Below are 23,236 nucleotides of genomic sequence, written 5' to 3'. Positions count from 1 at the left end.
AAATGCATGTCGCCCAAAAGTGTGTAGCGGTTTTTGGACAACGACATGCATAAAACAAAGATTTAATGTCGCCCAAAAGTGGGAACCGGTTTTGGGATAACGGCATGCATCAACTACAAAAGGGATTTGCATGGAAGTTCGCGTTGCCAACGTGCGCAAGGAGTTTGAGCGGTTTCCGGCCCTCCGCGACGTTTCGCTCGACATCAAGTCGGGAGAACTGATCGCCCTGCTGGGACCTTCCGGTTCCGGCAAGACGACGCTGCTCAGGCTGATTGCCGGCTTGGAGCGGCCGACCCGCGGAAAGATCTTCTTCGGCGAAGAGGATGCGTCCCAAAAGTCGATTCAGGAGCGCAATGTCGGCTTCGTCTTCCAGCACTACGCGCTGTTTCGCCATATGACGGTCGCCGACAATATCGGCTTCGGACTCAAGGTCCGGCACGGGCCGTCACGCCCGTCGGCGAAGGAAATCCGCCGCCGCGCCTCGGAACTCCTCAACCTCGTTCAGCTTTCCGGTCTGGAAAAACGCTATCCGGCACAGCTTTCGGGCGGCCAGCGCCAGCGCGTGGCGCTGGCCCGCGCCATGGCGATCGAACCGGCCGTGCTTTTGCTCGACGAGCCGTTCGGCGCGCTCGATGCGCAGGTGCGCCGCGAACTGCGCCGCTGGCTGCGCGACATCCACGACGCCACCGGCCACACCACGGTCTTCGTCACCCATGACCAGGAAGAGGCGCTGGAGCTTGCCGACCGCGTCGTAGTGATGAGCCAGGGCCGCATCGAGCAGGTCGGCACCGCCGACGAAATCTACGACACTCCGAACTCGCCCTTCGTCTACGGCTTCATCGGCGAATCGAGTTCGCTTCCGGTCAAGGTCGAGGACGGCCAGGTCTGGATCGCCGACCGGCCGATCGGGCTTTCCGCGCCGCACGCACCGCAAGGCGAAGCGACGCTGTTCTTTCGCCCGCACGACGTCGATCTGGTGGAAGAATGCAACGGCTGCATCGCCGGCACGGTCGCCGCCAGCCGCCGCGTCGCCGGCACCAGGCGGGTCGAGCTCGAAATCGGCGGCGAACGTCAGCGGGTCGAGATCGAATTGCCCATCGACCATCCGGCGGCGCAGAAAAGTCGCGTGGCTTTTCGGCCGCGGCGCTGGAAGCTTTTTCCGGCCGCTTGATCCTCTATCAGGCGCTACACCAGCCAGTTCTCGACCTTCAGGCCTTTGATCCGGTTGAAATCCCCGGTGTTGGCGGTCACCAGGGTAGTTCCAAGCGCACGGGCGTGGGCAGCAATAAAAAGGTCATTTTGGCCGATGGTCTGGCCCCTGCCTTCCAGTTCTGCGCGAATCGCGCCGTACTCGGCATCCATCGGCACATCGAGCGGCAAGACGGGAATCTCAGCCAGCAATTCCTCGACCTTCTTGTGCAACTTGGCTGATCTTTTCTTGACGCAGCCATATCGCAGTTCCGACGCGACCACGATGCTGGTACACACGGCGGCGTCTCCCACGCGCAGGACAGCGCTTGCGGCTTTCCCGGCCGGATTTCGGATCATGTCGCTGACAATGTTCGTGTCCAGCATGAACCGCATCAAAAAAATTACTCGGATTTGACAGGCATATCCTCGACTTCGGGAAAGTCTTCCTCGGCATCGGGCGGCGGCTCTTTCGCCCATTGCGCGAGCAGTGCGGTGAGGCCAGGTTTGCGGACCGGCTCGATGATCAGGCGGTCGCCTTCACGGCTGATCAAGACCTTTTCGCCGGGAAGTTCGAACTCGACAGGAATGCGCACCGCCTGGCTGCGATTGTTACGAAACAGCTTCGCCTCCTTCGGCGGGGTTGTTGAATGGCGGTGTTGAGACATGACAACAGCTCCTTGTATATACTATTTGTATATGCCAGACAGGGCGGCGATGCAATCGCCTTGCATCGCGTTGGCCGGCCGGGAACCGTCGTGCACGCGGGCGAAATCGGCACCCCTTCCAGGCTGCGCGGAAGGCCCTTCTTGAAAGAAAAAACTAGCAATCGCCCACAGCGGGAATATTTCTTTTATCGACAACGTGGAGCGGCCACTCTGCGTGCCTCGTCGCGCACGATGCCTTGCCGCTATGGTCCGGCATTAAGCGCATGGCATTGGAGCCCTGTTTTCATGAAGCGATTTTTGCTTGGCGTCGCCACATTGGCCGGCCTGGTCCTCGCATCCTCCCAAGCCTGGTCGGCCGACAGATTGCTGAACGCCTCTTACGATGTCGGCCGCGAACTGTTTGCGCAGGTCAACAAAGCGTTCGTCGCCGGGCACCCCGGTGTGACCATCGATCAGTCGCATGCCGGAACTTCGGCGCAGGCGCGTGCCATCGCCGAAGGCCTCGGCGCCGACGTGGTCACGTTCAACCAGGTCATCGACATCGACTTCCTGGTCAAAAAGGGCCTCATCTCCGCCGACTGGCAGAAGGACTTTCCGGACAACGCCTCGCCTTTCTATTCGCTGCCGTCCTTCCTGGTGCGCGCCGGCAATCCGAAGCACATCAAGGATTGGAGCGATCTCGTGCGCGACGACGTGCAGGTGATCTTCCCCAATCCGAAAACCTCGGGCAATGCGCGCTACACCTATCTTGCGGCCACCGCCTACGCCAAGGAAGCTTTCAGGGACGACGACGCCAAGGTGAAGGAGTTCGTCACCAAGCTGTTCAACAACGTGCCGGTATTCGACAGCGGCGGGCGCGCCGCGACCACCACTTTCGTGCAGCGCGAAATCGGCGACGTACTCATCACCTTCGAGTCGGAAACGCGCGGCGTCCGCAAGGAGTATGGCGAGGACAAGTTCGAGCAGGTAACGCCTTCGGTCAGCCTGTTGGCGGAATTTCCGGTGGCGATCGTCGACACCGTTGCAGACGAGCATGGCACGCGCGATCTCGCCAAGACCTATCTCGACTTCCTCTATACGCCGGAGGGCCAGGACATCGCCGCCCGCAACGGCCTGCGGGCCCGGGACGCGGCGGTCGCCGCCAAATACAAGGCTGAGTTTCCCGATGTCCGCCTGCTGACGGTGGAGGACGTCTTCGGCGGCTGGGCCAAGGTCCAGGCCGAGCACTTTGCAGCGGGCGGCCTGCTCGACCAGACTTATGGCAGCCGCTGAGGCGATCTTCCAACTTTGACAGAAGCCGGCTTTGCCGGCTTCTTTGCTTTCGCGCCGCGAAAGGTGATTTCTGGCACTTTCCGGGCGCATTCCGTCCAAAACGTTACAAAGAATCAACGCGTTTGTGCCTACCGTGAGAACGGACGGCTTGTTTTCGCGAACGGCTTCGCGTGATCAAACCGTCATGATTTGCACACAAACAGCCGCCAGACGCGGGTGGTTGGGGCTTCATGGGTTGACTCGGGGCATGCTTACCAAAAAAGGCAAATACGGCCTCAAGGCCCTCGTGCATCTGTCGGGCCTGCCGGTCGGCCAGCTCGCATTCGTCAACGACATTGCGGTCGCCAATAACATCCCCAAGAAATTCCTGGATGCCATCCTGGGCGAGTTGCGTAACGCCGGCTTCGTCCAGAGCCGCAAGGGCAAGGAAGGCGGTTACCGCCTTGCCCGGCCGGCTTCCGAGATCAAGATCGGCCATGTCGTGCGTGTCCTCGACGGGCCGCTGGCGCCGATCCCCTGCGCCAGCCGCACGCAATACCAGCGCTGCGAGGATTGCGACGAGGCGACCTGCCAGGTTCGGCACATGATGCTGGAGGTCCGGCAGGCGATCGCCGAGGTGCTGGACAACCGCAGCCTCGCGGCCATGCGCGACGCCGACAATGACGATTTCCCAGTCGAACTGACGTCGCAAATCTAGCGCGCGAGCAGGCTCAAGGCAGTCGCGACGGTGTCGGCGACCGGACGCGTGCCATCCAAGGTTATCGCCGCCTCGTCCGCCGCTGGCGCCTCGAGCGTGGCGAACTGGCTGTCGACCAGGCTTGCCGGCATGAAATGACCCTTGCGATTGCCGACGCGCTGTTTTGCTGTTGCCGGGTCGATTTCCAGGTAAACGAAAACGATATCCGGGCAAAAGCCGCGCAGGCGATCGCGGTAGCTGCGCTTCAGCGCCGAGCAGGCGGCGACCACACCTTGCCCGCTTGCGACCGACGCGGCCATCCGCTGGCCGATCGCGTCGAGCCAGCCCTCGCGCAGCGCGTCGGTGAGCGGCTGGCCGCTCGCCATGCGCGCGACGTTTTCGGGCGGATGCAGCCTGTCGCCTTCGATAAAGACGGCGCCCAATGCCGCTGCAAGCGCTTCGCCGACAACCGACTTGCCGCAGCCGGCAACGCCCATCACCACGATGGCGGGTATCGTTCGAACAGTGCTTGCCGGCTTATATGCCACGTCTTTACCGGTCATGCAGGTCAGCGGCTTGCCGGCGCGCGGCCATAGAGCAGCAGCATGGCGACGATGACGACGCCGTAGATGATCTGCCGTCCCGCCTCCGGCATCTGCATGACGGAAAGAATTGATTGCAGGAGGGTGATCAGGATTACCCCGGCGACGGTGCCGAGATAGGAGCCGCGCCCGCCGAGGATCGAGGTGCCGCCGAGCACCACCGCGGCGATCGACGGCAGCAGATAGGCATCGCCCATCGACTGTGCCGCCTTGGAGGCATAGCCGGCCAACAGCACGCCGCCGAAGGCGGAGAGCCCGCCCGAAACCGCAAAGGCGATCATCACCACGCGCCTTGTATCGATGCCGGAAAGATAGGCGGCACGCTCGCGATTGCCGATGCCGTAAACGGTGCGGCCGAAGCCGGTGCGGGTCAGCACGAACACCATTGCGGCGCCGATCAGCGCCCAGATGAGAACGGCGTTGGGCACGGCAGGAACGGCAAAGCCGGTCGCCAGATAGCGCATCGCACCGGTCGCCGAATCCTGCGGCGAGAAACCGCCCGTGTAGACCACCATCAGCCCCTGCGCGACGGCGTTGGTGGCAAGCGTGATGATCATCGAGGGAATGCGCAGATAGGCGACGCCGATGCCGTTGACGATGCCGATCAGAACACCGCAGAAGATGCCGAACGGAATGGCAAGCGCCACGCCGACGGTACCGTATGCGGCCGCGGCGCAGGCCATCATGGCGCCGGCCGCCACCGACCAGGGCACCGACAGGTCGATCTGGCCGAGCAAGATGACCAGCATCATGCCGGTCGCGATGACGCCGAGAAACGACGCCACCTTGAGCTGCTGCAAAAGGTATTCAGGCGACAGGAAGCTGCGCGAATAGAGGCTGCCGAGGAACAGCAGCAGCACGATACAGGCGAACGCCGTCAGCACCGCCGGGTCGGCGCGGCGGAGGAATTTCGGCATGCGGCCGGCGAGACCACTCACAGTCGTTTCGCTCACAGGAACCACTCCAGCCGGTTGCGGACCCGAAACAGGGCGAACGCGCCGAGGCTGACCGCGATCAGCAGAATGACGCCCTGGAACAGGGGCTGCCAGAGCGGATCGAAATCGAAGACGAACAGCAGGTCGCCGATGGTGCGGAAGGCAAGCGCGCCGAAGATCGCGCCGATGGCGCTGCCCTTGCCGCCGAACAGCGACACGCCGCCAAGCACAACCGCGGCAATCGAAAACAGCGTATAGGCGTTGCCGCTGGCATAGGCCGCATCACCGGTATAGGTGAAGAACGTCAGGAACAGCCCGCCGATCGCGGCAAGCAGACCGGCAAGCGCATAGGCGGCGAACTTTCCACGCCGGATCGGCACGCCGGACATGTAGGCCGCCATCTCCGAGGAGCCGGCTGCATAAGCGGCGCGGCCTAGCACCGACCGGCTGAACGGCACCCAGACCACGAGCACGACCGCCAGCAGCGTCACCAGACTCGCCGGCACAAAACCAAACAGGCGCCCGGTCAGCGCATCGGCGAGCCCTTCATTGACCGAGCCGCCGGGAAACGGCCGAAGCAGCAGCGCGATGCCGAAATAGACCGCGCCGGTGGCGATGGTGGCGACGATCGGCTGCAGGCGTCCATAGATGACGATGGCGCCGTTGATTGCCCCGCACAGCAGCCCGGTGCCGAGCACGGCGAGGACGCCGAAGGCGGTCTCGATGCCGGTGCCGACGACCAGCCACGAGGCCAGGCAGTTGGTCAGCGTGAAGATCATGCCGACCGAGAGATCGATGCCGGCGGTGATCACCACCAGCGTTTGCGCCATGGCGACGAAGGCGAGCAGCACGCCCTTGTTCGAGGCCGTCTGTACGACGTTGGCGGTGAAGCCCGCCGGATGGTTCGAGGTGTAGATGACGAACATGACAACGAAGATGCCGAACGCCAGCAGCGTTCCGCGCTGTTCGGCAAGCCAGTAGCGCCAATCCTTCACGCGTCCGCTCCTTGCCTTGGCATCTCTTCGTGAATGTTGAGCGCGCTGGCGATCAGCGCCCGCTCGGTGATTTCGGCGCCGACCAGTTCACGCTTGACGGCGCCGTCATAGAGCACCAGCACGCGGTCGCAGCAGCCGATCAGCTCGTCATAATCGGTCGAATAGAAGAGGATCGCCGCACCCTGGTCGGCAAGCTTGCGCATCAACTGGTAAAGCTCCTGCTTGGTGCCGACATCGATGCCCCGCGTCGGGTCGTTGAGCAGGATGATGCGCGGCTGCCGCATCAGCCATTTGGCGATGACGACCTTCTGCTGGTTGCCGCCGGATAGCGCGCCGACCGGAATGTCGAGCCCGGCGGTCTTGATCGCCAGGAGACCGACCATATCGTCGATCAGCCGCTGCTCGGCGGCGCGATCGATGATGCCGGCCCTGGACAGCCGGTCAAGGGCGGCGAAGGAGAGGTTTTCGCGCACCGTCATCGGCAGCATCAACCCTTCGGTCTTGCGGTCCTCCGGGATCAGCGCCATGCCGATCCGGTCATCGCGCGCCGCAGCCGGACTGGCGATCGCCACCGGCCTGCCGTCGATCAGTATCTGGCCTGACAGGCCGCGCAGCACACCGAAGAAGGCGAGCAGCAATTCGCGCTGGCCCTGGCCGTCGAGGCCGCCAAGCCCGACCACCTCGCCCGCCCCGACCGACAGCGAGACATCGTGCAGCCGATCCGTCCATGACAGGCTGCGCGCCTCGAGAACCGGCGTGGCTGCGGCAGCCGCCCGCGCGGGCTTGGGCGGAAAGATGTGGCTGTATTCGCGCCCGATCATCAGCTCGACAACTTCATTGTCGCTCTTGGTGCCGGCGGCGTAGCTGGCGACATTGCGGCCATTGCGGAACACCGTGCACTGGTCGGCCAGCTCGGCGATCTCGTTCATGCGGTGCGAGATGTAGAGCAGCGCCAGCCCTTCCGAACGCAACCGCTTCAACACGGCAAAAACCCTGGCGACGTCAGCCGCGGTCAGCGCCGAGGTCGCCTCGTCGAGGATCAGGATGCGCGGCTTGCGCGCCAGTGCCTTGGCGATCTCGACCATCTGCCTTCTTGAAAGAGGAAGATCCTTGACCAGCGCCAGCGGATGGATATCGGAAGCGCCGGCGCGAGCCAGGGCTTCTTCGGCGATGCGGCGCTGCGCCTTGCGGTCGATCATGCCGAAACGCTTCGGCGGATCGGAAATGACGATGTTGTCGGCGACGCTGAGTTCGGGGACGAGCGACAGTTCCTGGAAGATGCAGACGATGCCGGCCTGGTTGGCAGCGGCCGGCGAAGCGAAGGTAACTTCGCTTCCGTCCAGCATCATGCGGCCCTCGTCGGGCGCAACGACCCCCGCCATGACCTTGATCAGCGTCGATTTGCCGGCGCCGTTCTCGCCGAGAATGGCGTGGATGCTGCCTGGAGTGACCGACAGTTCGGCCTTCTCCAGCGCCCGCACGCCGCCATAGCGCTTGGATATGCCTTCCATGCGGAAGAGCGGAACCGCACCGTCCATCGGCCCTCCCCAGGCGCTTGGCAATCAGGATGTCGAGCGCCGACGCCGCGGGATTCCCGCGGCGTCGGGCTGTCGGAGTTTACTGGTTTTCCTTGCTCTGGCCCATGATTTCCTGCGCCGTGAAATTGATGCCGCAGGTCGGGAAGGAATTGCCGACGAAGAAATTGTCGGACTGATCGGGGAAGAAATCCTGGCCTGCCTTGAAGTTCGGATCCTCGACGATCGCCAGCGGCAGCTTGACCGCTTGCGGCACGACCTGGCCTTCAAGTGCTGCAATCGCCGTCTTGATGGCAACCGCGACCTGAGCCGGGCCGGTGCCGGCCGACGAGCATTTCAGGCCGTCAGCGGCGAACTTGGCGCAGAATTTGCGGAAGCCGTTCTCCGTCTCGCCGCCGAACGGCACGAACGGATGCTTGGCATCGATCATCGCCTGCACGATGCCGGTATCGCCGCCCTGTCCGGTAATGCCGTCGAAGGGGCCGTTGGTGGCAATGGCATCGGCCGTAGCCTTTTGAGCAACGCCGTCATCCCACTTGCCGACGACCTCGGTGACATCCCATTTCTTGCCGGAAGCGTCGAGAACCTCGTGGATGCCGTTATGGCGATCGGTGTCGACGGACGTGCCGGCGACGCCGCGCACTTCCAGCACCTTGCCGCCGTTCGGCACGTGCTTGACCAGCCAGTTGGCCCACAATTCGCCAAGGCCTTTCTGGTCGACATTGACGTTGATGGCATCCTTGGTGTCGAGGATGTTGTCGAAGGCGACCAGCACCACGCCGGCTTCCTTGGCCCGCTTGATGACAGGACCGAATGCGGTCGGGTTCTGGGCGTTGACGACAATCGCGTCATAGCCGGAATCGATGAAATTGTTGATTGCCGAAATCTGGGCCGGCACGTCCTCGCCGGTCGAGACCACCTTGAATTCCTTGAGCTTGGCCGCGACCTCCGGCTGCGCTGCATAGGCCTTTGCCGTCTGCACCATCTGGATGCGCCATGTGTTGGCGATATAGCCGTTGGCCAGAGCGATGCGGTACGGGCCGTCTTTCTTGGGGAACTTGAAGAACTGCGTATCGGCCGACCAGGGCGCGAAGCAGTCAGGCTCGGCCGATGGCCCCTTGACGATTTCAGGATCGGCGATCGCCGACGAGCTCAGCATGACGAAAGCAGTGGCGGCAACGATTCCGCCAACGAGTGACTTGATCATCGATATTCCTCCCAGTTGCAGTTTTGTTTGTTGTTACGCCGATGAATTTGCGCGTTTCCGGCCCGGCACCTCCCGCCGTATCCGTCGCGCGTTCAGGTGGCCGAATGCCGACCCGATCCCCTCCTTTGCTGCCCGGCTAGTCCCGCAAAAACTATCATATTATACATAATAAACAAGCATGAGCTGTCGCTTATGTATAATAAACAGCCTCCCATCGTCGGGGCGAAGTACCGCCCGGCGATAACTGGTAGCGCTACCATGACGTAGTGTAAAGCGCCATTGCGTCGAAGCTCGCTTCAGCGCGCCGTGCTCTCACGTCGCTTGAGTTCGAAGCCAAGGTCGACGACCCGCTGCTCTGGCCTGTTGCCTTCGATCGCCGCAAGCGCCATGGCGACCGCCCGCCGGCCGATCTCGTAGCGGTAGGTCCGAACGCTGGTGACCGACGGAAAGGCCACCTCCATCATGTCGAGATCGTTGAAGCCAACGATGCCGATCGTCTTCGGCACGGCGATCGAAGCGCGGTGGCATTCGAACAGCACGCCAAGGGCGATATCGTCATTGTTACAGAACACCCCATCGAGGCTCGGCACCTTGGCCAGCGCGTCGCGGAACAATTCGCGGCCGAGGGTGACGCTGGAGGGCACCGGCGTCGTGGTGGTGAGCCTCGGATCGAACAGGCCGGCCGCCTCCATCGCCGCGCGATAGCCGGCAAGCCGCCGCTGCGAACGCGGATCCATGCGCGCACCGATGAAGCCGATCCGGCGATAGCCTGCCTCGATCAGATGTTCCGCAGCCGCCTTGCCGCCCTCGAAATGCGAGAAGCCGACCATCATGTCGACCGGATCGGGCCCGGTCTCCATCACCTGCACCACCGGACAGCCTGCCGTTTCCAGCAGTTTTCGCGAGGCCAGCGTCTGGTCGATGCCGGCCACGATCAGCGCCGCCGGGCGTTGCGGGCCAAACACCTGCAGCAGCCGCTCTTCCTCGAGGCCGGAATAGTGGGTGTTGCCGAGCTGAACCCGGAAAGGGCCGTCCGACAGGCTGTCGTAGATGCCGCGCACCACTTCGGCAAAGACGTTGTTGGTAAGCGACGGCACCAGAACGCCAAAGACCTCGGCGCGCGCCGAAGCCAGCGCCCGCGCATTCGGGTCGGGCACATAGCCGAGTTCGTTCACGGCCGACTCGATCTGGCGGCGCAGATCTTCCGAGACACGCCCCGGCTCACGCAGGGCGCGCGACACGGTAATGGCGCCGACGCCGGCCTTGCGGGCGACATCGGCGATGGTCGGGCGGCCGCCGCCGCGGCGCGAGCGCGGCTTGATCACCGTACTGGTCCCGAAGCCGGGCAACCGCCCAGACGCGACCGTGAGACGATGTTCAGGGTCTTTGCCACTGCTGCCTTGCCAACCTGGCCCGTTGCCACACCTTGTCTGGCGTCGCGCAGCCTTCGGCTATTGTCAAGCGACGGCCGGAGAGACTGTATCCGTACCGCTGTGCTTCAGGCCGCCACAGCAGCGCTGCGCCGGGCCTTCCACAGCAGCAGCACCATGGCCAAAATATTCAGCAGGTTCCAGGCAATGCCGTTGAGGAACGCGGCGGCATAGGAGCCGGTCAGATCGTAGATCCAGCCCGACATCCAGCCGCCGATCGCCATGCCGAAGATGGTCGCCATCATGACGATGCCGACGCGCTGGCCAGCCTCCTTGGCTGGCATATATTCGCGCACGATGATCGCATAACAGGGCACGATGCCGCCTTGCGACAGGCCGAAGACCAGCGAGACGACATAAAGCGAGGCAAGCCCGTCGAACGGGATATAGAACAACAGCGACAGGCATTGCAGCACCGAGCCGATCAGCAGGGTTTTCACGCCGCCGATGCGATCGGCAAGGAAACCCGAGCCAAGCCGGCTGACGACGCCCGCCGCCAGCATGATCGACAGCATATCGGCGCCATGCGCCACGCCGTAGCCGAGATCCATGCAATAGGCGACGATATGGACTTGCGGCATCGACATCGCCACGCAGCAGCCGAGCCCGGCCACGATGAGCAGCGCCTGCAAGGCCGCCGGCGACAGGGAGATCGGCTGGACCACGCGGCTGCCCGGCGATCCCGGAGCCGCCTGGGGCGGTGCGCCGCGCCGGAGCAGCAGGATCAAGGGCACCATGGTGACCAGGCAGACGACGCCGATCGCGGCATAGGTGAAGCGCCAGCCTTCGGTCTGCATGACATAGGGCATCGCCGTCGGCCAGATCGCTCCGGCGAGATAGTTGCCGGACGCGGCAGCCGTCACCGCGACGCCGCGGCGACGGTTAAACCAATGCGAGATATCGGCGATCAAAGGGCCGAAGATCGCCGACGAGCCGACGCCGATCAACAGGCCCTGGACGAGGGTGAACTGCAGGATCGAACTGGTCAACGACGCCAGCATGAAGCCGGCGCCAAGTGTAATCGCGGCAATCAGCGCCGGGATCCAATACCCCATGCGGTCGATGGCGCGGCCGAACAGCACATTGCCCGCGGCAAAGCCGACCATGGTCGCGGTGTAGGGCATCGAGGCAGCGGCGCGATCGACGCCGAATTCTGCCTGCACGGCAGGCAGCACCACGACCACCGCCCACATGCCGACCCCGCCGATCGTTGCCAGCAGCATCGAGACGCCGAGCCGTATCCAGGCATAGGCACTGTCGATGCCGGAACTTCCTGCCTGGCTTGAGACGATTGGGGTCAAGAGCGTTTCCTGTCCGCAGTTCTTGAATCGGCGGTTCTGACCACTATCGGCGCATTCGCATCGCCGAGCAGCGCCACGACAGGCAAATCCGTGGCTCCAGCGATTCGGGCCGAAGTGGAACAGGGGTGCGCCATAAGGCGTTTTCCGGCAACGACCTAGTGGAAGGAGTTTGCCATGACCGCGCAACGGAAATGGTCCGCCGACGTCACCGAGCACAGTGACGCGCTGGACCTCGAGGAACATATCTTCGAATCCCACGATCCAAGGAAAATCGCCGCCTCGTTGAAGCGATCGGCCGAGCACAGCGACCGACGCAAGGCAGGGCCGTTTCAATCCGCCATGTCGATGCTGAATTTCTACATCAACCGCGCCGGCAAGAACCTGCCGGCGGCGCAGAAGGAAGTGCTGGAGGACGCAAAGGATGAACTGCGCGTCCTTTTTGGCCGCCCAAAGGAAGACTAGAATCGGTCACCATTAATTGGTTCTGCCAAATTCGGCTGAACTGGACCTAGTGACAGGGCCTCTTTGTCGCCAGTCTGCAGGCTCGGCTTGTCTTCCCAAGCCCGCAAAAGCCTGGCGTCATGACGGTCAAGATCGGCATCAATCCCATCACCTGGAGCAATGACGACGTTCCGGCGCTTGGCGGGGATACGTCCTTGGAGACTTGCCTGTCGGAAACGGCGCTGGCCGGCTACCGCGGCACCGAACTCGGCGGCAAATTTCCGCGCCAGGCTGAAGTGCTTGGGCGGCTCCTGTCTTCCTATGGCCTGGAACTCGTTTCCGGCTGGTATGATGGCCGCATTCTCGACCGCACGGTCGACGAGGAATTCGCGGCGATCACCCCACATCTTCAGCTGTTGCGCGACCTTGGCGCCAGGATCGTCGTCTACGCCGACACCTCGCGCGGTCGCCATGACGGCATTTTCGCACCGATCTCCGAGCGTCCGCGCCTCGCCGACAGGGACTGGCCGTCCTATGGCAAGAAACTGACCGCCCTCGCCGACCGCATGGCTGCATTCGGGGTCGGCATGGCCTTCCACCACCACATGGGCACCATCGTCGAGACGGACGATGAAGTCGACAGGCTGATGGCGGCGACGGGCCGAAGCGTCGGCCTTTTGTTCGATACCGGCCACTGCCTGTTTTCGGGCGGCGACCCGCAATCGCTGCTGCAACGGCATCTCGACCGTATCGTGCATTTCCATTGCAAGGACGTTCGCAGGGCGGTGCTGGAACGGGCACGCCGCGAGGACATGAGCTTCATGGCGGCGGTAATGGACGGCATTTTTACCGTGCCCGGCGACGGCTCGGTCGATTTCCTGTCATTGCTGAAACCCCTCGCTGCGCGCGGCTATGAAGGCTGGCTCGTTGTCGAAGCCGAGCAGGATCCGGCCAAGGCGCATCCGCTGACCTATGCCAGCAAAGGCTATTTCTCGCTGCTCGCCACCGCCCGCGAGGCCGGCTTCGAAGTGGCGACTCGGAAGGCAGGCTGACCGGCCCGCATTGCGAGCCGGAGGAACATAATGGGCGCGCGCCTCGATGGGGTTAGCGACGCGAAAGCGCCCGGCGATCCGCGCCGCCTTGCTCCCTGCGCGGCGCGGATCGCAGAATCCCGGCTCTGGATTAAAACCCCGACTTTCAAGCTTGAGGCCGGCCGGAAGCCGTGCCTTGATGCAACCGAGGAGGAGCGACATGGCTTTCGAAGCTGCGCTTGGCATGGAACGGCTTTGCACCATCCGGGAGATTGCCGAGAAGGCGGAACTTGGCGCCGCCACCGTGCATCGCGCGCTGAAGAACAGCCGCGAGATCCGCCCCGAAACCAGGCGACTGGTGCTCGACACTGTCTGCCGGCTCAACGAGGAAAAGATCGCCCGCGCCGCCCGGTCCGTCGGGGGATAGTGCCGTGGCCGACCACATGCGCCTTTCCCTCGACATCATGTCGGTCGACCGTGCTTCGGAAGAACCGATGCATCGTCAGATCTACGGCGCCTTGCGACGCTTCATCCTTGACGGCCAGATCCCGCAGAACACGCTGCTGCCGTCGACGCGCTCGCTGGCCGAAGATCTGAAGGTCGGGCGCAACACGGTCATCGCCGCCTATGACCAGCTCCTTGCCGAAGGTTTTATCGAGGCGCGTGCCGGATCGGGCACCTGGGTGGCGCCGATCCAGCAGAACCGCCCCTTGGCATCCCTGCGCGCCGGACTGGCAGCGCCGCAAAAGCTGTCGCGGCGTGGCCAGACCATCGTCAACGGCCCGCAACCGCCACGCAATGCCGGCGTCATCAATTTCCATCCCGGCGTTCCTGAAACGGCATCGTTTCCGTTCACCATCTGGTCAAGCCTTCTGGTGCGCAATGCACGCAGCCGCGACGAGAGCCTGCTTGGTTATCTCTCCTTTGCCGGCCATCCCGGCCTGCGTCAGGCCATTGCCTCGACCATCGGCCTGTCGCGCGGCATCAGCTGCACCGCCGACCAGGTGATCATCGTCACCGGTGCGCAGGCGGCACTCGATCTCGTCTCGCGCGTGCTGATGGACGAAGGCGACCACGTCTGGATGGAGGAGCCCGGCTATCTCGGCGCCAAGAGCGCCTTTCTCGCCAGCGGCGCCAGGCTGGCACCGTTGAAGGTCGACCGGCGCGGCTGGCATCTTGCCGATCCGGAGCTGCCGCCGCCGCGGCTGATCTATGTGACACCATCCTGCCAATGGCCGTTCGGCACGATCATGCGCATCGAGGAGCGGTTGCAGCTGCTCGACATCGCCGAACGCAACGGCGCCTGGATCGTCGAGGATGACTATGATGGCGAATACCGGTTCCGCGGCCGGCCGGTGCCGGCGCTACGCGGGCTCGATCATGCCGACCGCGTCGTCTATATCGGCAGCTTCGGCAAGACGCTGATTCCGGCGCTGCGCATCGGTTATCTGATCGTGCCGCGCGAATTGTCGGTGCCCTTCGACCGGGCGGTGAGCATCACCGGTCAGTTCGCGCCGCTGATCCTGCAGGCAACGGTCAACGACTTCATCACGCAGGGCTATTTTGCCACGCACCTCAAACGCATGCGCCGGCTCTATGCGCGCCGGCAGGCGAACTTCGTCAAGCTGTGCCAGGAGCATCTGGCGGAATGGCTGACCGTCACGGAAAACGATTCCGGCATGCAGCTGCTGGCCAGCTTTGTCAGGCCCTATAAGGACAGTGACGTGGTCGCCGCAGCCGTCAAGGAGGGGCTCGACGTCCAGGGCATCTCGATCAACTACCATTCCAGCGTGCCCGAGCACGGGCTGCTGCTCGGCTACGCGGCGATGGACGAACGCCAGATCATGCGCGCCGTGCTGGCGCTGCGCGCCGCGTTTCTAAGATTGGACAGAAGCTAGAGCCGGCTCTCCATCTCGTTCACCGCGGGGTTGAGTCAATCGCCCGCAGTGATTAGGAAGATGGGGCATCGGTCCTTGTTTTTTGGCGTTCGCGCAAAGAGCGCTTTCCAAGGCCGAAACTCCCCGAAAACCTGAAGCATGCCACCGCCGGTATGGGCTGGCGGCGCATTCATCTGAACCATGAGGATTGCCATGAGAACCGCATCCTGTGCCTGTGGGCAACTGAGGATCTCCTGTAACGGAGAGCCGCAACTGGTCGCACAGTGCCACTGCCTCGACTGCCAGAAACGGACCGGCAGCACATACGGCGTCGCCGCCTTCTTTGCGCGCGACAAGGTAGAAGCCGAAGGCGACGCCAAGACCTACAGCCGGTCAGCTCGGAGCGGCCACCACGTCACTTTCCATTTCTGCCCGGGCTGCGGCTCAAGCGTCTTCTGGGAGCCCGAGCAAAAGCCTGAATGGATCGCCGTCGCCGTTGGCTGCTTCGCCGATCCCGCCTTTCCGGCCCCAGCGCATGTCGCCTGGGAAGAACGGCGTCACCCCTGGGTTTCCGGTTAGCGATGCCAACGCAGCCAGGGCAGCGCTTTATCTTATTGGTTGATCTCGGGTTCAACGAGCTTCGCCAGATTTCGCAGCGACTCCTGCCAGCCGAGATAGCAGGCCTCAACCGGGATGGCGTCTGGAATACCTGCCTGCGTGATATTCACTTCGGTGCCGACCGACACTTTCTTCAATGTCACGGTCACCTCGATCTCGCCGGCCAGGTTGGGGTCGTCGAACCGGTCGGTGTAACGCAGTTGCTCATTGGGGACGAGCTCGACATATTCGCCGCCGAACGAGTGGCTGTCGCCGGTGGTGAAGTTGCGGAAGGACATTTTGAACGTACCGCCGACTTTCGCCTCGAAGTGGTGAACCGTGCAGGTGAAGCCGTTCGGCGGAAGCCATTTCGCAAGTGCATCCGCTTCGAGGAACGCGCGGTAGACTTTCTCCGGGCTGGTTGTCAGAACGCGGTGCAGACGTACGGTGCCGGGCATATCGTTAATCCTCCCTGTTGGTGATCGATGCCCCTAGGACGAGCGGAGCCCGGCCTATCCGACACGGGCCTGCGGATTTTTGACGACCGGTAATACCGGCCGGAATCCTCGCCCGGCCGCCGGACAAGGAACTCGGCCGCAGGGTAGCAAACCGCGCCGGATCTGGTCTAGTTCACACTGTCGAACTTCTGCAGATCAACCGGTGCCGCCTTGCGCAATTCGATATCATCGAGCGAAGCATTCTCCAGCGCCACCCGCGCCGCCGCGTCGATGTTGTGGATCATGTCCTGAATGTCGGTATCGCTGTGCGCCGGGTTCATGGCGACCATCACGGTGCGGTTGAGGATGTCGAGCGAGCGCTTGCCGAGGTCGTCGGAATAATCCAGCCGCAGGCCCTGGTTCTCGGGCAGTGCGTAAGGATTGAGCGCCGGATGATGCGCGCCTTCATGCATCAGCACCTGGTCCCACTGGGTGAAATTGTGACGGCCGGTCTTGCCGGCAACGACGCTCGGAATGGTCTTCGAAAAAGTCTGCGCCGCCTGCTCGCTCGGCAGCAGGTACATCACCTGTGCGGCACAATCGTCGTCCGCGCTGTTCATCGGCGACGGCGTCAGCCCAAGATTGCTGAGGTGGCGGGTACCGGCCAGCACCGTCTTCTTCTCGGCCCGCATCGCCTCGATGATGCCGTCCAGCCGGTCGAGTTGGACGTTGAGCATCGCCCCCATCAGTTCGGAAGCACGCGCGCCGATGCCGGCGAAGGGTTTGATGCTGTCGCTTCTGCCCTGCCAGTAGAAATGGCAAGGGTCGATGGCGCAGCGCGCCCGCTCCGCCACTTTCGGATCGCTGGTGGCGATGCCGCCGCCCTCGCCCGAGGTCATGTTCTTGAAGTAGTTGAAGGAATAAGCGCCGGCATGGCCGATCGAGCCGAGCTTGCGGCCCTCATAGCCGCCGCCGATGCCCTGGCAGACATCCTCCAGCACCAGCAAGCCGCGCTTGGCAGCAATGTCCATGATTGCATTCATGTTGCAGGCAGCGCCCCACATATGCACCGGGATGACCGCCCTGGTGCGCGGCCCGATGGCATCGCGCAGGGCGATGGGATCGATGGTCAGGCTCTCGTCGATGTCGACGATGACTGGAATGGCCCCGACCGACAGCACCGCGGTCGCTGTCGCCATATAGGTGTGCGCCGGCACCAGCACTTCGTCCCCCGGGCCGATGCCGAGGCCGATCAGGCCGGCGGCGAGCCCATAGGTGCCGCTGGCGGCCAGCGCGAAATGCTCGACGCCAAGATGCTGCGCATAGCGGGCCTCGAAGCGGTCGCATTCGCTGTCCTTGCCGTAACGAAACAGCGCGCCCGAGCGGATCACCCTGGCAATGGCTTCGATTTCCTCTTCGCCGGCGGTGTACATGACAGGCCTCCAGTCACTTGACAGTGTGGGTCACTTGATAATGTGGTCGCTTGATGGTGTGGACAGCTGTAGGCTTGTCGGCACAGTTTGAAAGAACCACTCCGCCGCTATTCGACCAAGCCATCTGCGCCCGGAAGACGGTTCCTATGACTGGTTTTGAACCGTGACTGGGGAAATCGGCAGCTAAGTGTCTCAGCCGGCAGGCAAATCGTACCCATCCGAATTCGCCAAAGTGGCCCTGTCGGAAAGGCAGGTTTCGGCGTTCCATTCCGGCCAGTTGGGCAAACGGTTGGTTCCATGAAATACGGGACACACTTTGGAAGACCCTCGAAACCGGCGCGCCGGCGGGAAGGCGGCCGGTCGTGAACGCCGCCGGCTCCAGCAAACGGATCGTGCTCCACGAGGACGATGTCGGCATGTGCCACGGCGCCAACAGCGCCTTCCTCGAATTGAGCGGGCTGGGTGTCTGCAGTTCCGGCGCGGTGATGGTGCCATGCCCGTGGTTCCTCGAAATGGCCGAAAGCGCCGCCGCCAATCCTGGCCTCGACCTTGGCGTCCACCTGACGCTGAACAGCGAGAAGCAGCACTACAAATGGCGGCCCTTGACCGCGCCGTCGCGGGCGGCCGGCCTGACCGACGAGTTCGGCTTCTTCTGGCCGGATGTGGCGACCACGCGCCGCAAGGCGGTGCCGCAGGCGGTCGAGGCCGAGCTTCGCGCCCAGATCGACACCGCCTATCGCGCCGGCATCGACGTCACCCATCTCGACGCGCATATGGGCGCGGCATTGTCGCCGGAATTCTGCGCTATCTACATCAAGCTCGGGCTCGAATATCAGCTGCCCGTGCTGCTGACCAAGACCCTGTCCGCCTATTCCCCCAACGACAATCTGGTCGGCGTCACCGAGGAGGCGTTCCAGCGCGGCGTGGCGCTGGCCCGTGCCGGCGGCTTTGCCATTTTCGACGCCGCCATCCAGACGACCTGGGGCCGGCCGCGTTCCAGGCCGATCGAGCCGGCTTACAAAGCGCTCATCGAGGCTGTGCGCGAGGGCCTGACCTTCTTTTGCCTGCATTGTAACGCGCCCGGTGAACTCGAGCTGATCGAGCCGCGCTCCGCCTATATCCGCACCGAAGAGTACGAGCTGTTCCGCGACCAGGGCTTTCGCGACTGGCTCGCCGCACAGCCGATCGACATCATCGGCATGAAGGCGTTGCGCGAGGAGCTTCGCGCCACGCTCTCGGCCGGGCGATCATCAACAACAGCCCGCGGCAACACCGCGGGCGAACAGCGATTGGCGTCGGCAAAGGCCCGCAAAGCGGCCACCCGATCCGCGACGTGAGCCGATCGTCGCGGCCGGAAAACGGCGCCAGAGGGATTGGAACTGCAACGACAAATGGGAGAATAAGATGAAAACTCTTCTGAAAGTGGCATTGGGCGCCTTCGTCTCGGCGGGCCTGATGACAGGCATTGCGCATGCCGCGGGGCTCAAGGATCCGAAGGACGTGCGCATCACCTTCGTGGTGCATGGGTCGGCGTCCGATCCCTATTGGTCGGTGGTCAAGCGCGGCGTCGATGACGCGGCCGCCCTTACCGGCGCCAAGGTCGAATATTACGCGCCGCAGGTCTTCGACGTGGTCGAGCAGGCCCGGCTTCTCGACGCCGCCATCGCCACCAAGCCGGACGGTATCGCCGTCTCCATCGCCGACGCCAATGCGCTCGGCAAATCGGTCAAATCCGGGCTTGCCGCCAATATTCCCATGGTGGTTCTGGATTCCGGCGAAAAGGAAGGCGCCGAGCTCGGCACTACGCTCTATGTCGGCACCGTTTCCGAATATGATTCCGGCAAGAAGGCCGGCGAGCGGCTGGCCAAGGAAGGCACGCTCAAGGTCGTCTGTATCAACCACGAGGTCGGCAATGTCAGCCTCGACCAGCGCTGCCAGGGCCTCAATGACGGGCTGAAGCCCTCCGGCGGCGGCACCGAGGTTCTGGCCGTGGCGCCCGATCCCGCAGACATCCAGCGCCGCACCGAAGCCTATCTGTCGGCGCATCCCGACACGCAGGCCGTCTTTGCGCTCGGCGCCACCGCCGCCAACCCGCTGATCCCGATGTTCCGCGACAAGGAACTGTTCGGCAAGCTCAAGCTCTACACATTCGACATCAGCCCGGAGGTTCTCGACTCTGTCGTCGCCGGCGAAATGGGCTTCGGCATGGACGCCCAGCAATATCTGATGGGCTATCTGCCGGTGATCTATCTGGTCGAGCAGGCAACGCACGGCTTCTGGCCGCAGAACAACGCCTATACCGGACCGCTGTTCATAGACTCACCGGAAAAAGCCAAGGCGATCCTGGCGCTCGCCAAAGAGGGCATCCGCTAGGCAAGCGCTCCGACGGAACGGGAGAATGCGCCAAGCGCTCTCCCGATCCGTTCGAAGATTGCGAATTGAGCGATTGGAGAGCCTAATGGCGGTCGTGGAAGACAAGGCGATACCTCCGGGCGAACTGAAGGCGACCGACCGCTTCGGCATGACGTCGAAGCGGGCCGCCGGCGCCGACGAGCGGCTGGCCAGCACCGGCAAGCTGACCCAGTGGCTGCGCCGGCCGGAAGCCGGTGCCGCCGGTGGGCTGCTTGCGACGATCATCATCTTTGCGCTGCTGCCGGGCGCGGCAAACCTCTATTCGCTGCAGGGATCGATGACATTCCTGACGCTGTCGGCGGAGCTCGGCATCGTCGCCACCGCGGCAGCACTCCTCATCATCGCCGGCGAGTTCGATCTTTCGGTCGGCTCCATGGTCGGCTTTGCCGGTGTCGTCATCGGGCTGACGGTGAAGTACTGGGGCCTGCCGCTATGGGGTGGCATCGCCTGTGCCTTCGCCGTTGCCATCCTCACCGGCTATCTCAACGGCCTGATCGTGGTGAAGACGCGCCTGCCCTCCTTCATCGTCACGCTCGCCACGCTCTATATCCTGCGCGGACTGTCGATCGGCATCACCCGCGCCGCCACCGGCCGCACCCAGATCCCCTACATACTCGAAGGCGCACCGGACCCGGCGACGGCCGGCATTTTCAACGGCCATCTGCTCACCAGCCTGTTCCGCTGGATGGGCGCGCAAGGCTGGATCGCCACCCGCAGCGACGGCATTCCCTTCGTCGCCGGCATTCCGATGTCGATCGTCTGGTGGCTCGGCCTGACGGCGCTGGCCGGCTACGTGCTCACCCAGACGAAATACGGCAACTGGATCTTCGCCACCGGCGGCGACCTGATCGCAGCCCGCAACGTCGGCGTGCCGGTCGATCGCGTAAAGATCAGCCTGTTCGTCTACACCGCTTGCGCGGCGACACTGCTTGCCACCATCCAGGTGATGGAGGCGGGCTCCGCCGACACCACGCGCGGCCTGCTCAAGGAATTCGAGGCGATCATCGCCGCCGTCATCGGCGGCGTGCTGCTCACAGGCGGTTACGGCACCGTCTATGGCGTGCTGTTCGGCGCGCTGATCTTCGGGCTGGTGCAGATGGGTATCTTCTACACCGGCATCGACACCGACTGGTTCAAGGTCTTCCTCGGCATCGTCATCCTGATGGCCGTGCTGGTCAACAACTACATCAGGCTGAAGGCGCTCGGCCGCGGAGGTGGCAAATGACCGAACCGGCCCAAATGACCGAACCGGCAATGGAACTGCGCGGCGTCAGCGTCAATTTCGGCTCGGTGCGCGCCCTCCAGGACATCGACATCAAGGTCTATCCGGGCGAGGTCCACTGCCTGCTCGGCGATAACGGCGCCGGCAAGTCGACGCTGATCAAGGTTTTGTCCGGCGTCTATCGGCCGAGCAAGGGCGAAATCCTGGTCGACGGCAAGCCGGTCACCTTCCGCAGCCCGCGCGACGCGCAGGAGCTCGGCGTGGCAACGGTGTTCCAGGACCTCGGCATGATCTCGCTGATGTCGATCACCCGTAACTTCTTCCTCGGCCGCGAGCCGACCAAAAGCAGCCTGCCCTTCTCGCGCATCGACAAAGAGCGCGCCAACACCATCGCCAGGCAGGCGATGGCCGATATCGGCATCGACGTGCGCGATCCGACGCAGGCCGTCGGCACGCTGTCGGGCGGCGAGCGCCAGTCGGTGGCGATCGCCCGCGCCGTGCATTTTGGCGCGCGCGTGCTGATCCTCGACGAGCCGACCTCGGCACTCGGCGTCCACCAGGCGGCGATGGTGCTGAAATTCATCATCGAAGCGCGCATGCGGGGCCTGGCCGTCATCTTCATCAGCCACAACATCCACCATGCCTATCCGGTCGGCGACACCTTCACGCTGCTCAACCGCGGCCGCAATCGCGGCACCTACGCCAAGTCCGAGATCTCACGCGACGAGGTCATCTCGATCATGTCGGGCGGCGAGGATCTGAAGGCGGTCGAGGCGGAGATTGCCGGCCTGCTCGCCCAGATCGGCAACCGGCCGCCTGCGGCGCCTTGAGCTGACAATCGGACATTGCGGGGAATGATCCAATGAGCAGGATACGCGTCGGGGTCGTCGGCGCCGGCATGATCTCGCAGGTCGAGCATATCCCCAATCTGCTGCGCCTCGGTGAATTGTTCGAGCTGGTCGGCGTCGCCGATCCCTCCAGGATTTCGCGGCAGTTCGTCACCGACACCCATGGCATTGCCAATTTCGAAACGATCGACCAGCTCTTCGACCAACGCCTCGACGCGGTGGTGATCGGCTCGCCGGACCCGCTACATCACGAACAGGTGCTGGCGACGCTGGCGCGCGGCCTGCATGTCTTTTGCGAAAAGCCGCTCTGCTATTCGCTGGCGGAAATCGCCGAGATCGTCGCCGCGCGCGATGCCGCCAGGAAAATCGTTCAGGTCGGCTATATGAAGCGCTTCGACCCGAATTACCGGCTGGCGCTCGCTTCGCTGCCCGGAACATCGAGCACGCTGCGCGCGGTCTCGGTGGAGGTAAACGATCCCGACGCCTGGCCGTTCATCGCCCATCAGCCCTACAGGCGCGGCACCGATATCCCAAAAGACATGATCGCCGCTGTCGCGGCCAAGCAGAAGCGCCAGGTCGAAGAGGCCATCGGCGTGCATCTGACCGATCTCGCTTTCCGTGGATTTACCGGCGCTTACAGCTCGGCCTTGATTCACGATGTCAATGCCGTCCATGGCCTGCTCGATGCGCTCGGCGTGCCGGACGGCGAGGTCGTCGGCGCGCAGATCTTTGCCAATGGCGACGGCGGCCACGGCGCCGTCAAGTTGCTGGACGGGCAGGCACTGTGGACCATGACGCATCTCACTGTGCCCAAGCTCGCCGACTACAAGGAGCGGATCACGCTGTTCTTCGACGATGCCAGCCTCGAGCTCGAATTCCCCTCGCCCTGGCTCAACCATCATCCGATCCGGCTGACGGTGACGACCTCGGACGGTCACACGCTGTCGAAGAAAGATTTGCGTGCCGGTTACGCCGAAGCCTTCGTCGAAGAGATGCGTGGCTTCTGGGCAGCGATCGTCAATGGCGATGCCGTCGTCAACCCACCCGAACACGCCGCCCGCGACCAGGCGCTGCTGATCGGGCTGACCCGGCGGCATCTCGCGACCGCACCCTTCGACTGAGCACTCCA

Annotated in this window: 24 protein-coding genes; 13 read left to right on the top strand and 11 right to left on the bottom strand. The window is 63.6% G+C overall.

What is annotated here, in order from left to right; genetic code table 11:
- Positions 1–130 precede the first annotated feature (130 nt).
- Positions 131–1,171 carry a sulfate/molybdate ABC transporter ATP-binding protein gene (locus NKI52_RS25515; protein WP_352700207.1) on the top strand — a complete coding sequence of 347 codons (1,041 nt, stop codon included), beginning with the start codon at positions 131–133 and terminating at the stop codon, positions 1,169–1,171.
- Positions 1,172–1,185: 14 nt separating this feature from the next.
- Here the strand turns inward: NKI52_RS25515 and NKI52_RS25510 are convergent, their stop codons facing one another.
- Entirely contained in the window at positions 1,186–1,584 is a 399-nt protein-coding gene (locus NKI52_RS25510) for a type II toxin-antitoxin system VapC family toxin (RefSeq protein ID WP_352595370.1), read from the bottom strand.
- Positions 1,585–1,592: 8 nt separating this feature from the next.
- Positions 1,593–1,856, bottom strand: a complete 264-nt coding sequence (locus NKI52_RS25505; protein WP_352700206.1) for an antitoxin — start codon at positions 1,854–1,856, stop codon at positions 1,593–1,595.
- 285 nt (positions 1,857–2,141) lie between these two features.
- Here NKI52_RS25505 and NKI52_RS25500 point away from each other — a divergent pair, with 285 nt between their 5' ends.
- Together NKI52_RS25500 and NKI52_RS25495 are read left to right on the top strand one after the other, a co-directional pair.
- Positions 2,142–3,128, top strand: a complete 987-nt coding sequence (locus NKI52_RS25500) for a sulfate ABC transporter substrate-binding protein (protein ID WP_352700205.1) — start codon at positions 2,142–2,144, stop codon at positions 3,126–3,128.
- 247 nt (positions 3,129–3,375) lie between these two features.
- Complete coding sequence (locus NKI52_RS25495) at positions 3,376–3,825, top strand: RrF2 family transcriptional regulator (RefSeq protein WP_006202816.1); 450 nt, start codon at positions 3,376–3,378, stop codon at positions 3,823–3,825.
- Here the strand turns inward: NKI52_RS25495 and NKI52_RS25490 are convergent.
- The 7 genes from NKI52_RS25490 to NKI52_RS25460 form a co-directional block, all read right to left on the bottom strand.
- Positions 3,822–4,367 carry a gluconokinase gene (locus NKI52_RS25490; RefSeq protein ID WP_352453285.1) on the bottom strand — a complete coding sequence of 182 codons (546 nt, stop codon included), beginning with the start codon at positions 4,365–4,367 and terminating at the stop codon, positions 3,822–3,824. The genes NKI52_RS25495 and NKI52_RS25490 overlap by 4 nt on opposite strands.
- Before the next feature lie 5 nt (positions 4,368–4,372).
- Positions 4,373–5,359: an ABC transporter permease gene (locus NKI52_RS25485; RefSeq protein WP_352456242.1), complete on the bottom strand. Its 987-nt coding sequence runs from the start codon at positions 5,357–5,359 to the stop codon at positions 4,373–4,375.
- The gene (locus NKI52_RS25480) at positions 5,356–6,336 is read right to left on the bottom strand and encodes an ABC transporter permease (protein ID WP_023675830.1); all 981 of its coding nucleotides are present in this window, start codon (positions 6,334–6,336) and stop codon (positions 5,356–5,358) included. Before NKI52_RS25480 ends, NKI52_RS25485 begins: the two co-directional genes overlap by 4 nt.
- Positions 6,333–7,874: a sugar ABC transporter ATP-binding protein gene (locus tag NKI52_RS25475; protein ID WP_352595379.1), complete on the bottom strand. Its 1,542-nt coding sequence runs from the start codon at positions 7,872–7,874 to the stop codon at positions 6,333–6,335. Before NKI52_RS25475 ends, NKI52_RS25480 begins: the two co-directional genes overlap by 4 nt.
- 79 nt (positions 7,875–7,953) lie before the next feature.
- Positions 7,954–9,078 (bottom strand): sugar ABC transporter substrate-binding protein, encoded by a 1,125-nt coding sequence (locus tag NKI52_RS25470; protein WP_023675828.1) that lies wholly within the window; start codon positions 9,076–9,078, stop codon positions 7,954–7,956.
- A gap of 296 nt (positions 9,079–9,374) precedes the next feature.
- On the bottom strand, positions 9,375–10,403 hold the full coding sequence (gene gntR, locus NKI52_RS25465) for an HTH-type transcriptional regulator GntR (RefSeq protein WP_352700204.1): 1,029 nt from the start codon (positions 10,401–10,403) through the stop codon (positions 9,375–9,377).
- 173 nt (positions 10,404–10,576) lie between these two features.
- On the bottom strand, positions 10,577–11,809 hold the full coding sequence (locus NKI52_RS25460; protein ID WP_023675826.1) for an MFS transporter: 1,233 nt from the start codon (positions 11,807–11,809) through the stop codon (positions 10,577–10,579).
- Between the two features lie 174 nt (positions 11,810–11,983).
- Between NKI52_RS25460 and NKI52_RS25455 the strand changes: the two genes are divergently transcribed.
- The 5 genes from NKI52_RS25455 (at position 11,984) to NKI52_RS25435 (ending at position 15,737) form a co-directional block, all read left to right on the top strand.
- Positions 11,984–12,271 carry a DUF3175 domain-containing protein gene (locus NKI52_RS25455; RefSeq protein WP_352505533.1) on the top strand — a complete coding sequence of 96 codons (288 nt, stop codon included), beginning with the start codon at positions 11,984–11,986 and terminating at the stop codon, positions 12,269–12,271.
- 119 nt (positions 12,272–12,390) lie between these two features.
- Positions 12,391–13,302 carry a myo-inosose-2 dehydratase gene (gene iolE / locus NKI52_RS25450; RefSeq protein WP_352700203.1) on the top strand — a complete coding sequence of 304 codons (912 nt, stop codon included), beginning with the start codon at positions 12,391–12,393 and terminating at the stop codon, positions 13,300–13,302.
- Between the two features lie 199 nt (positions 13,303–13,501).
- Positions 13,502–13,708: a LacI family DNA-binding transcriptional regulator gene (locus tag NKI52_RS25445; RefSeq protein ID WP_023675823.1), complete on the top strand. Its 207-nt coding sequence runs from the start codon at positions 13,502–13,504 to the stop codon at positions 13,706–13,708.
- A gap of 4 nt (positions 13,709–13,712) precedes the next feature.
- Complete coding sequence (gene mocR / locus NKI52_RS25440; RefSeq protein WP_352700202.1) at positions 13,713–15,179, top strand: rhizopine catabolism transcriptional regulator MocR; 1,467 nt, start codon at positions 13,713–13,715, stop codon at positions 15,177–15,179.
- A 192-nt stretch (positions 15,180–15,371) separates the two neighbouring features.
- Positions 15,372–15,737, top strand: coding sequence for a GFA family protein (locus NKI52_RS25435; RefSeq protein WP_352700201.1), 366 nt, complete (start codon positions 15,372–15,374; stop codon positions 15,735–15,737).
- Between the two features lie 32 nt (positions 15,738–15,769).
- Here the strand turns inward: NKI52_RS25435 and NKI52_RS25430 are convergent, their stop codons facing one another.
- Together NKI52_RS25430 and NKI52_RS25425 are read right to left on the bottom strand one after the other, a co-directional pair.
- On the bottom strand, positions 15,770–16,213 hold the full coding sequence (locus NKI52_RS25430) for an SRPBCC family protein (protein WP_023675820.1): 444 nt from the start codon (positions 16,211–16,213) through the stop codon (positions 15,770–15,772).
- Positions 16,214–16,380: 167 nt separating this feature from the next.
- A complete protein-coding gene (locus NKI52_RS25425; protein WP_352700200.1) occupies positions 16,381–17,625 on the bottom strand; it encodes a DegT/DnrJ/EryC1/StrS family aminotransferase in 1,245 nt (414 codons plus the stop codon).
- A gap of 362 nt (positions 17,626–17,987) precedes the next feature.
- On the opposite strand from NKI52_RS25425, the gene NKI52_RS25420 reads away from it, so the two are divergent.
- The 5 genes from NKI52_RS25420 to NKI52_RS25400 all read left to right on the top strand — a co-directional run bounded on the left by NKI52_RS25420 (position 17,988) and on the right by NKI52_RS25400 (position 23,228).
- Positions 17,988–18,962 carry a polysaccharide deacetylase family protein gene (locus NKI52_RS25420; protein WP_352700199.1) on the top strand — a complete coding sequence of 325 codons (975 nt, stop codon included), beginning with the start codon at positions 17,988–17,990 and terminating at the stop codon, positions 18,960–18,962.
- A 67-nt stretch (positions 18,963–19,029) separates the two neighbouring features.
- The gene (locus NKI52_RS25415; protein WP_023675817.1) at positions 19,030–19,998 is read left to right on the top strand and encodes a rhizopine catabolism ABC transporter substrate-binding protein; all 969 of its coding nucleotides are present in this window, start codon (positions 19,030–19,032) and stop codon (positions 19,996–19,998) included.
- A gap of 148 nt (positions 19,999–20,146) precedes the next feature.
- Positions 20,147–21,262: an ABC transporter permease gene (locus NKI52_RS25410; RefSeq protein ID WP_352595412.1), complete on the top strand. Its 1,116-nt coding sequence runs from the start codon at positions 20,147–20,149 to the stop codon at positions 21,260–21,262.
- Positions 21,263–21,276: 14 nt separating this feature from the next.
- The gene (locus NKI52_RS25405) at positions 21,277–22,089 is read left to right on the top strand and encodes an ATP-binding cassette domain-containing protein (protein WP_023675815.1); all 813 of its coding nucleotides are present in this window, start codon (positions 21,277–21,279) and stop codon (positions 22,087–22,089) included.
- Between the two features lie 32 nt (positions 22,090–22,121).
- Entirely contained in the window at positions 22,122–23,228 is a 1,107-nt protein-coding gene (locus NKI52_RS25400; protein WP_352700198.1) for a Gfo/Idh/MocA family protein, read from the top strand.
- The last annotated feature ends 8 nt before the right edge of the window (positions 23,229–23,236 follow it).

Origin of the sequence: Mesorhizobium sp. M0590 (genome assembly GCF_040320905.1) — a bacterium.
Taxonomy (GTDB): Bacteria; Pseudomonadota; Alphaproteobacteria; order Rhizobiales; family Rhizobiaceae; genus Mesorhizobium.
Note: the sequence above shows the minus strand (reverse complement) of the source record. Positions and strands in the feature narration are given on the sequence as shown.

Coding starts and splice junctions, on each gene's coding strand:
- NKI52_RS25515 (WP_352700207.1), top strand. CDS start 131: ATGGAAGTTCGCGTTGCCAACGTGCGCAAGGAGTTTGAGCGGTTTCCG.
- NKI52_RS25510 (WP_352595370.1), bottom strand. CDS start 1,584: ATGCGGTTCATGCTGGACACGAACATTGTCAGCGACATGATCCGAAAT.
- NKI52_RS25505 (WP_352700206.1), bottom strand. CDS start 1,856: ATGTCTCAACACCGCCATTCAACAACCCCGCCGAAGGAGGCGAAGCTG.
- NKI52_RS25500 (WP_352700205.1), top strand. CDS start 2,142: ATGAAGCGATTTTTGCTTGGCGTCGCCACATTGGCCGGCCTGGTCCTC.
- NKI52_RS25495 (WP_006202816.1), top strand. CDS start 3,376: ATGCTTACCAAAAAAGGCAAATACGGCCTCAAGGCCCTCGTGCATCTG.
- NKI52_RS25490 (WP_352453285.1), bottom strand. CDS start 4,367: ATGACCGGTAAAGACGTGGCATATAAGCCGGCAAGCACTGTTCGAACG.
- NKI52_RS25475 (WP_352595379.1), bottom strand. CDS start 7,874: ATGGACGGTGCGGTTCCGCTCTTCCGCATGGAAGGCATATCCAAGCGC.
- NKI52_RS25470 (WP_023675828.1), bottom strand. CDS start 9,078: ATGATCAAGTCACTCGTTGGCGGAATCGTTGCCGCCACTGCTTTCGTC.
- NKI52_RS25455 (WP_352505533.1), top strand. CDS start 11,984: ATGACCGCGCAACGGAAATGGTCCGCCGACGTCACCGAGCACAGTGAC.
- iolE (WP_352700203.1), top strand. CDS start 12,391: ATGACGGTCAAGATCGGCATCAATCCCATCACCTGGAGCAATGACGAC.
- NKI52_RS25445 (WP_023675823.1), top strand. CDS start 13,502: ATGGCTTTCGAAGCTGCGCTTGGCATGGAACGGCTTTGCACCATCCGG.
- NKI52_RS25435 (WP_352700201.1), top strand. CDS start 15,372: ATGAGAACCGCATCCTGTGCCTGTGGGCAACTGAGGATCTCCTGTAAC.
- NKI52_RS25430 (WP_023675820.1), bottom strand. CDS start 16,213: ATGCCCGGCACCGTACGTCTGCACCGCGTTCTGACAACCAGCCCGGAG.
- NKI52_RS25425 (WP_352700200.1), bottom strand. CDS start 17,625: ATGTACACCGCCGGCGAAGAGGAAATCGAAGCCATTGCCAGGGTGATC.
- NKI52_RS25415 (WP_023675817.1), top strand. CDS start 19,030: ATGAAAACTCTTCTGAAAGTGGCATTGGGCGCCTTCGTCTCGGCGGGC.
- NKI52_RS25410 (WP_352595412.1), top strand. CDS start 20,147: ATGACGTCGAAGCGGGCCGCCGGCGCCGACGAGCGGCTGGCCAGCACC.
- NKI52_RS25405 (WP_023675815.1), top strand. CDS start 21,277: ATGACCGAACCGGCAATGGAACTGCGCGGCGTCAGCGTCAATTTCGGC.
- NKI52_RS25400 (WP_352700198.1), top strand. CDS start 22,122: ATGAGCAGGATACGCGTCGGGGTCGTCGGCGCCGGCATGATCTCGCAG.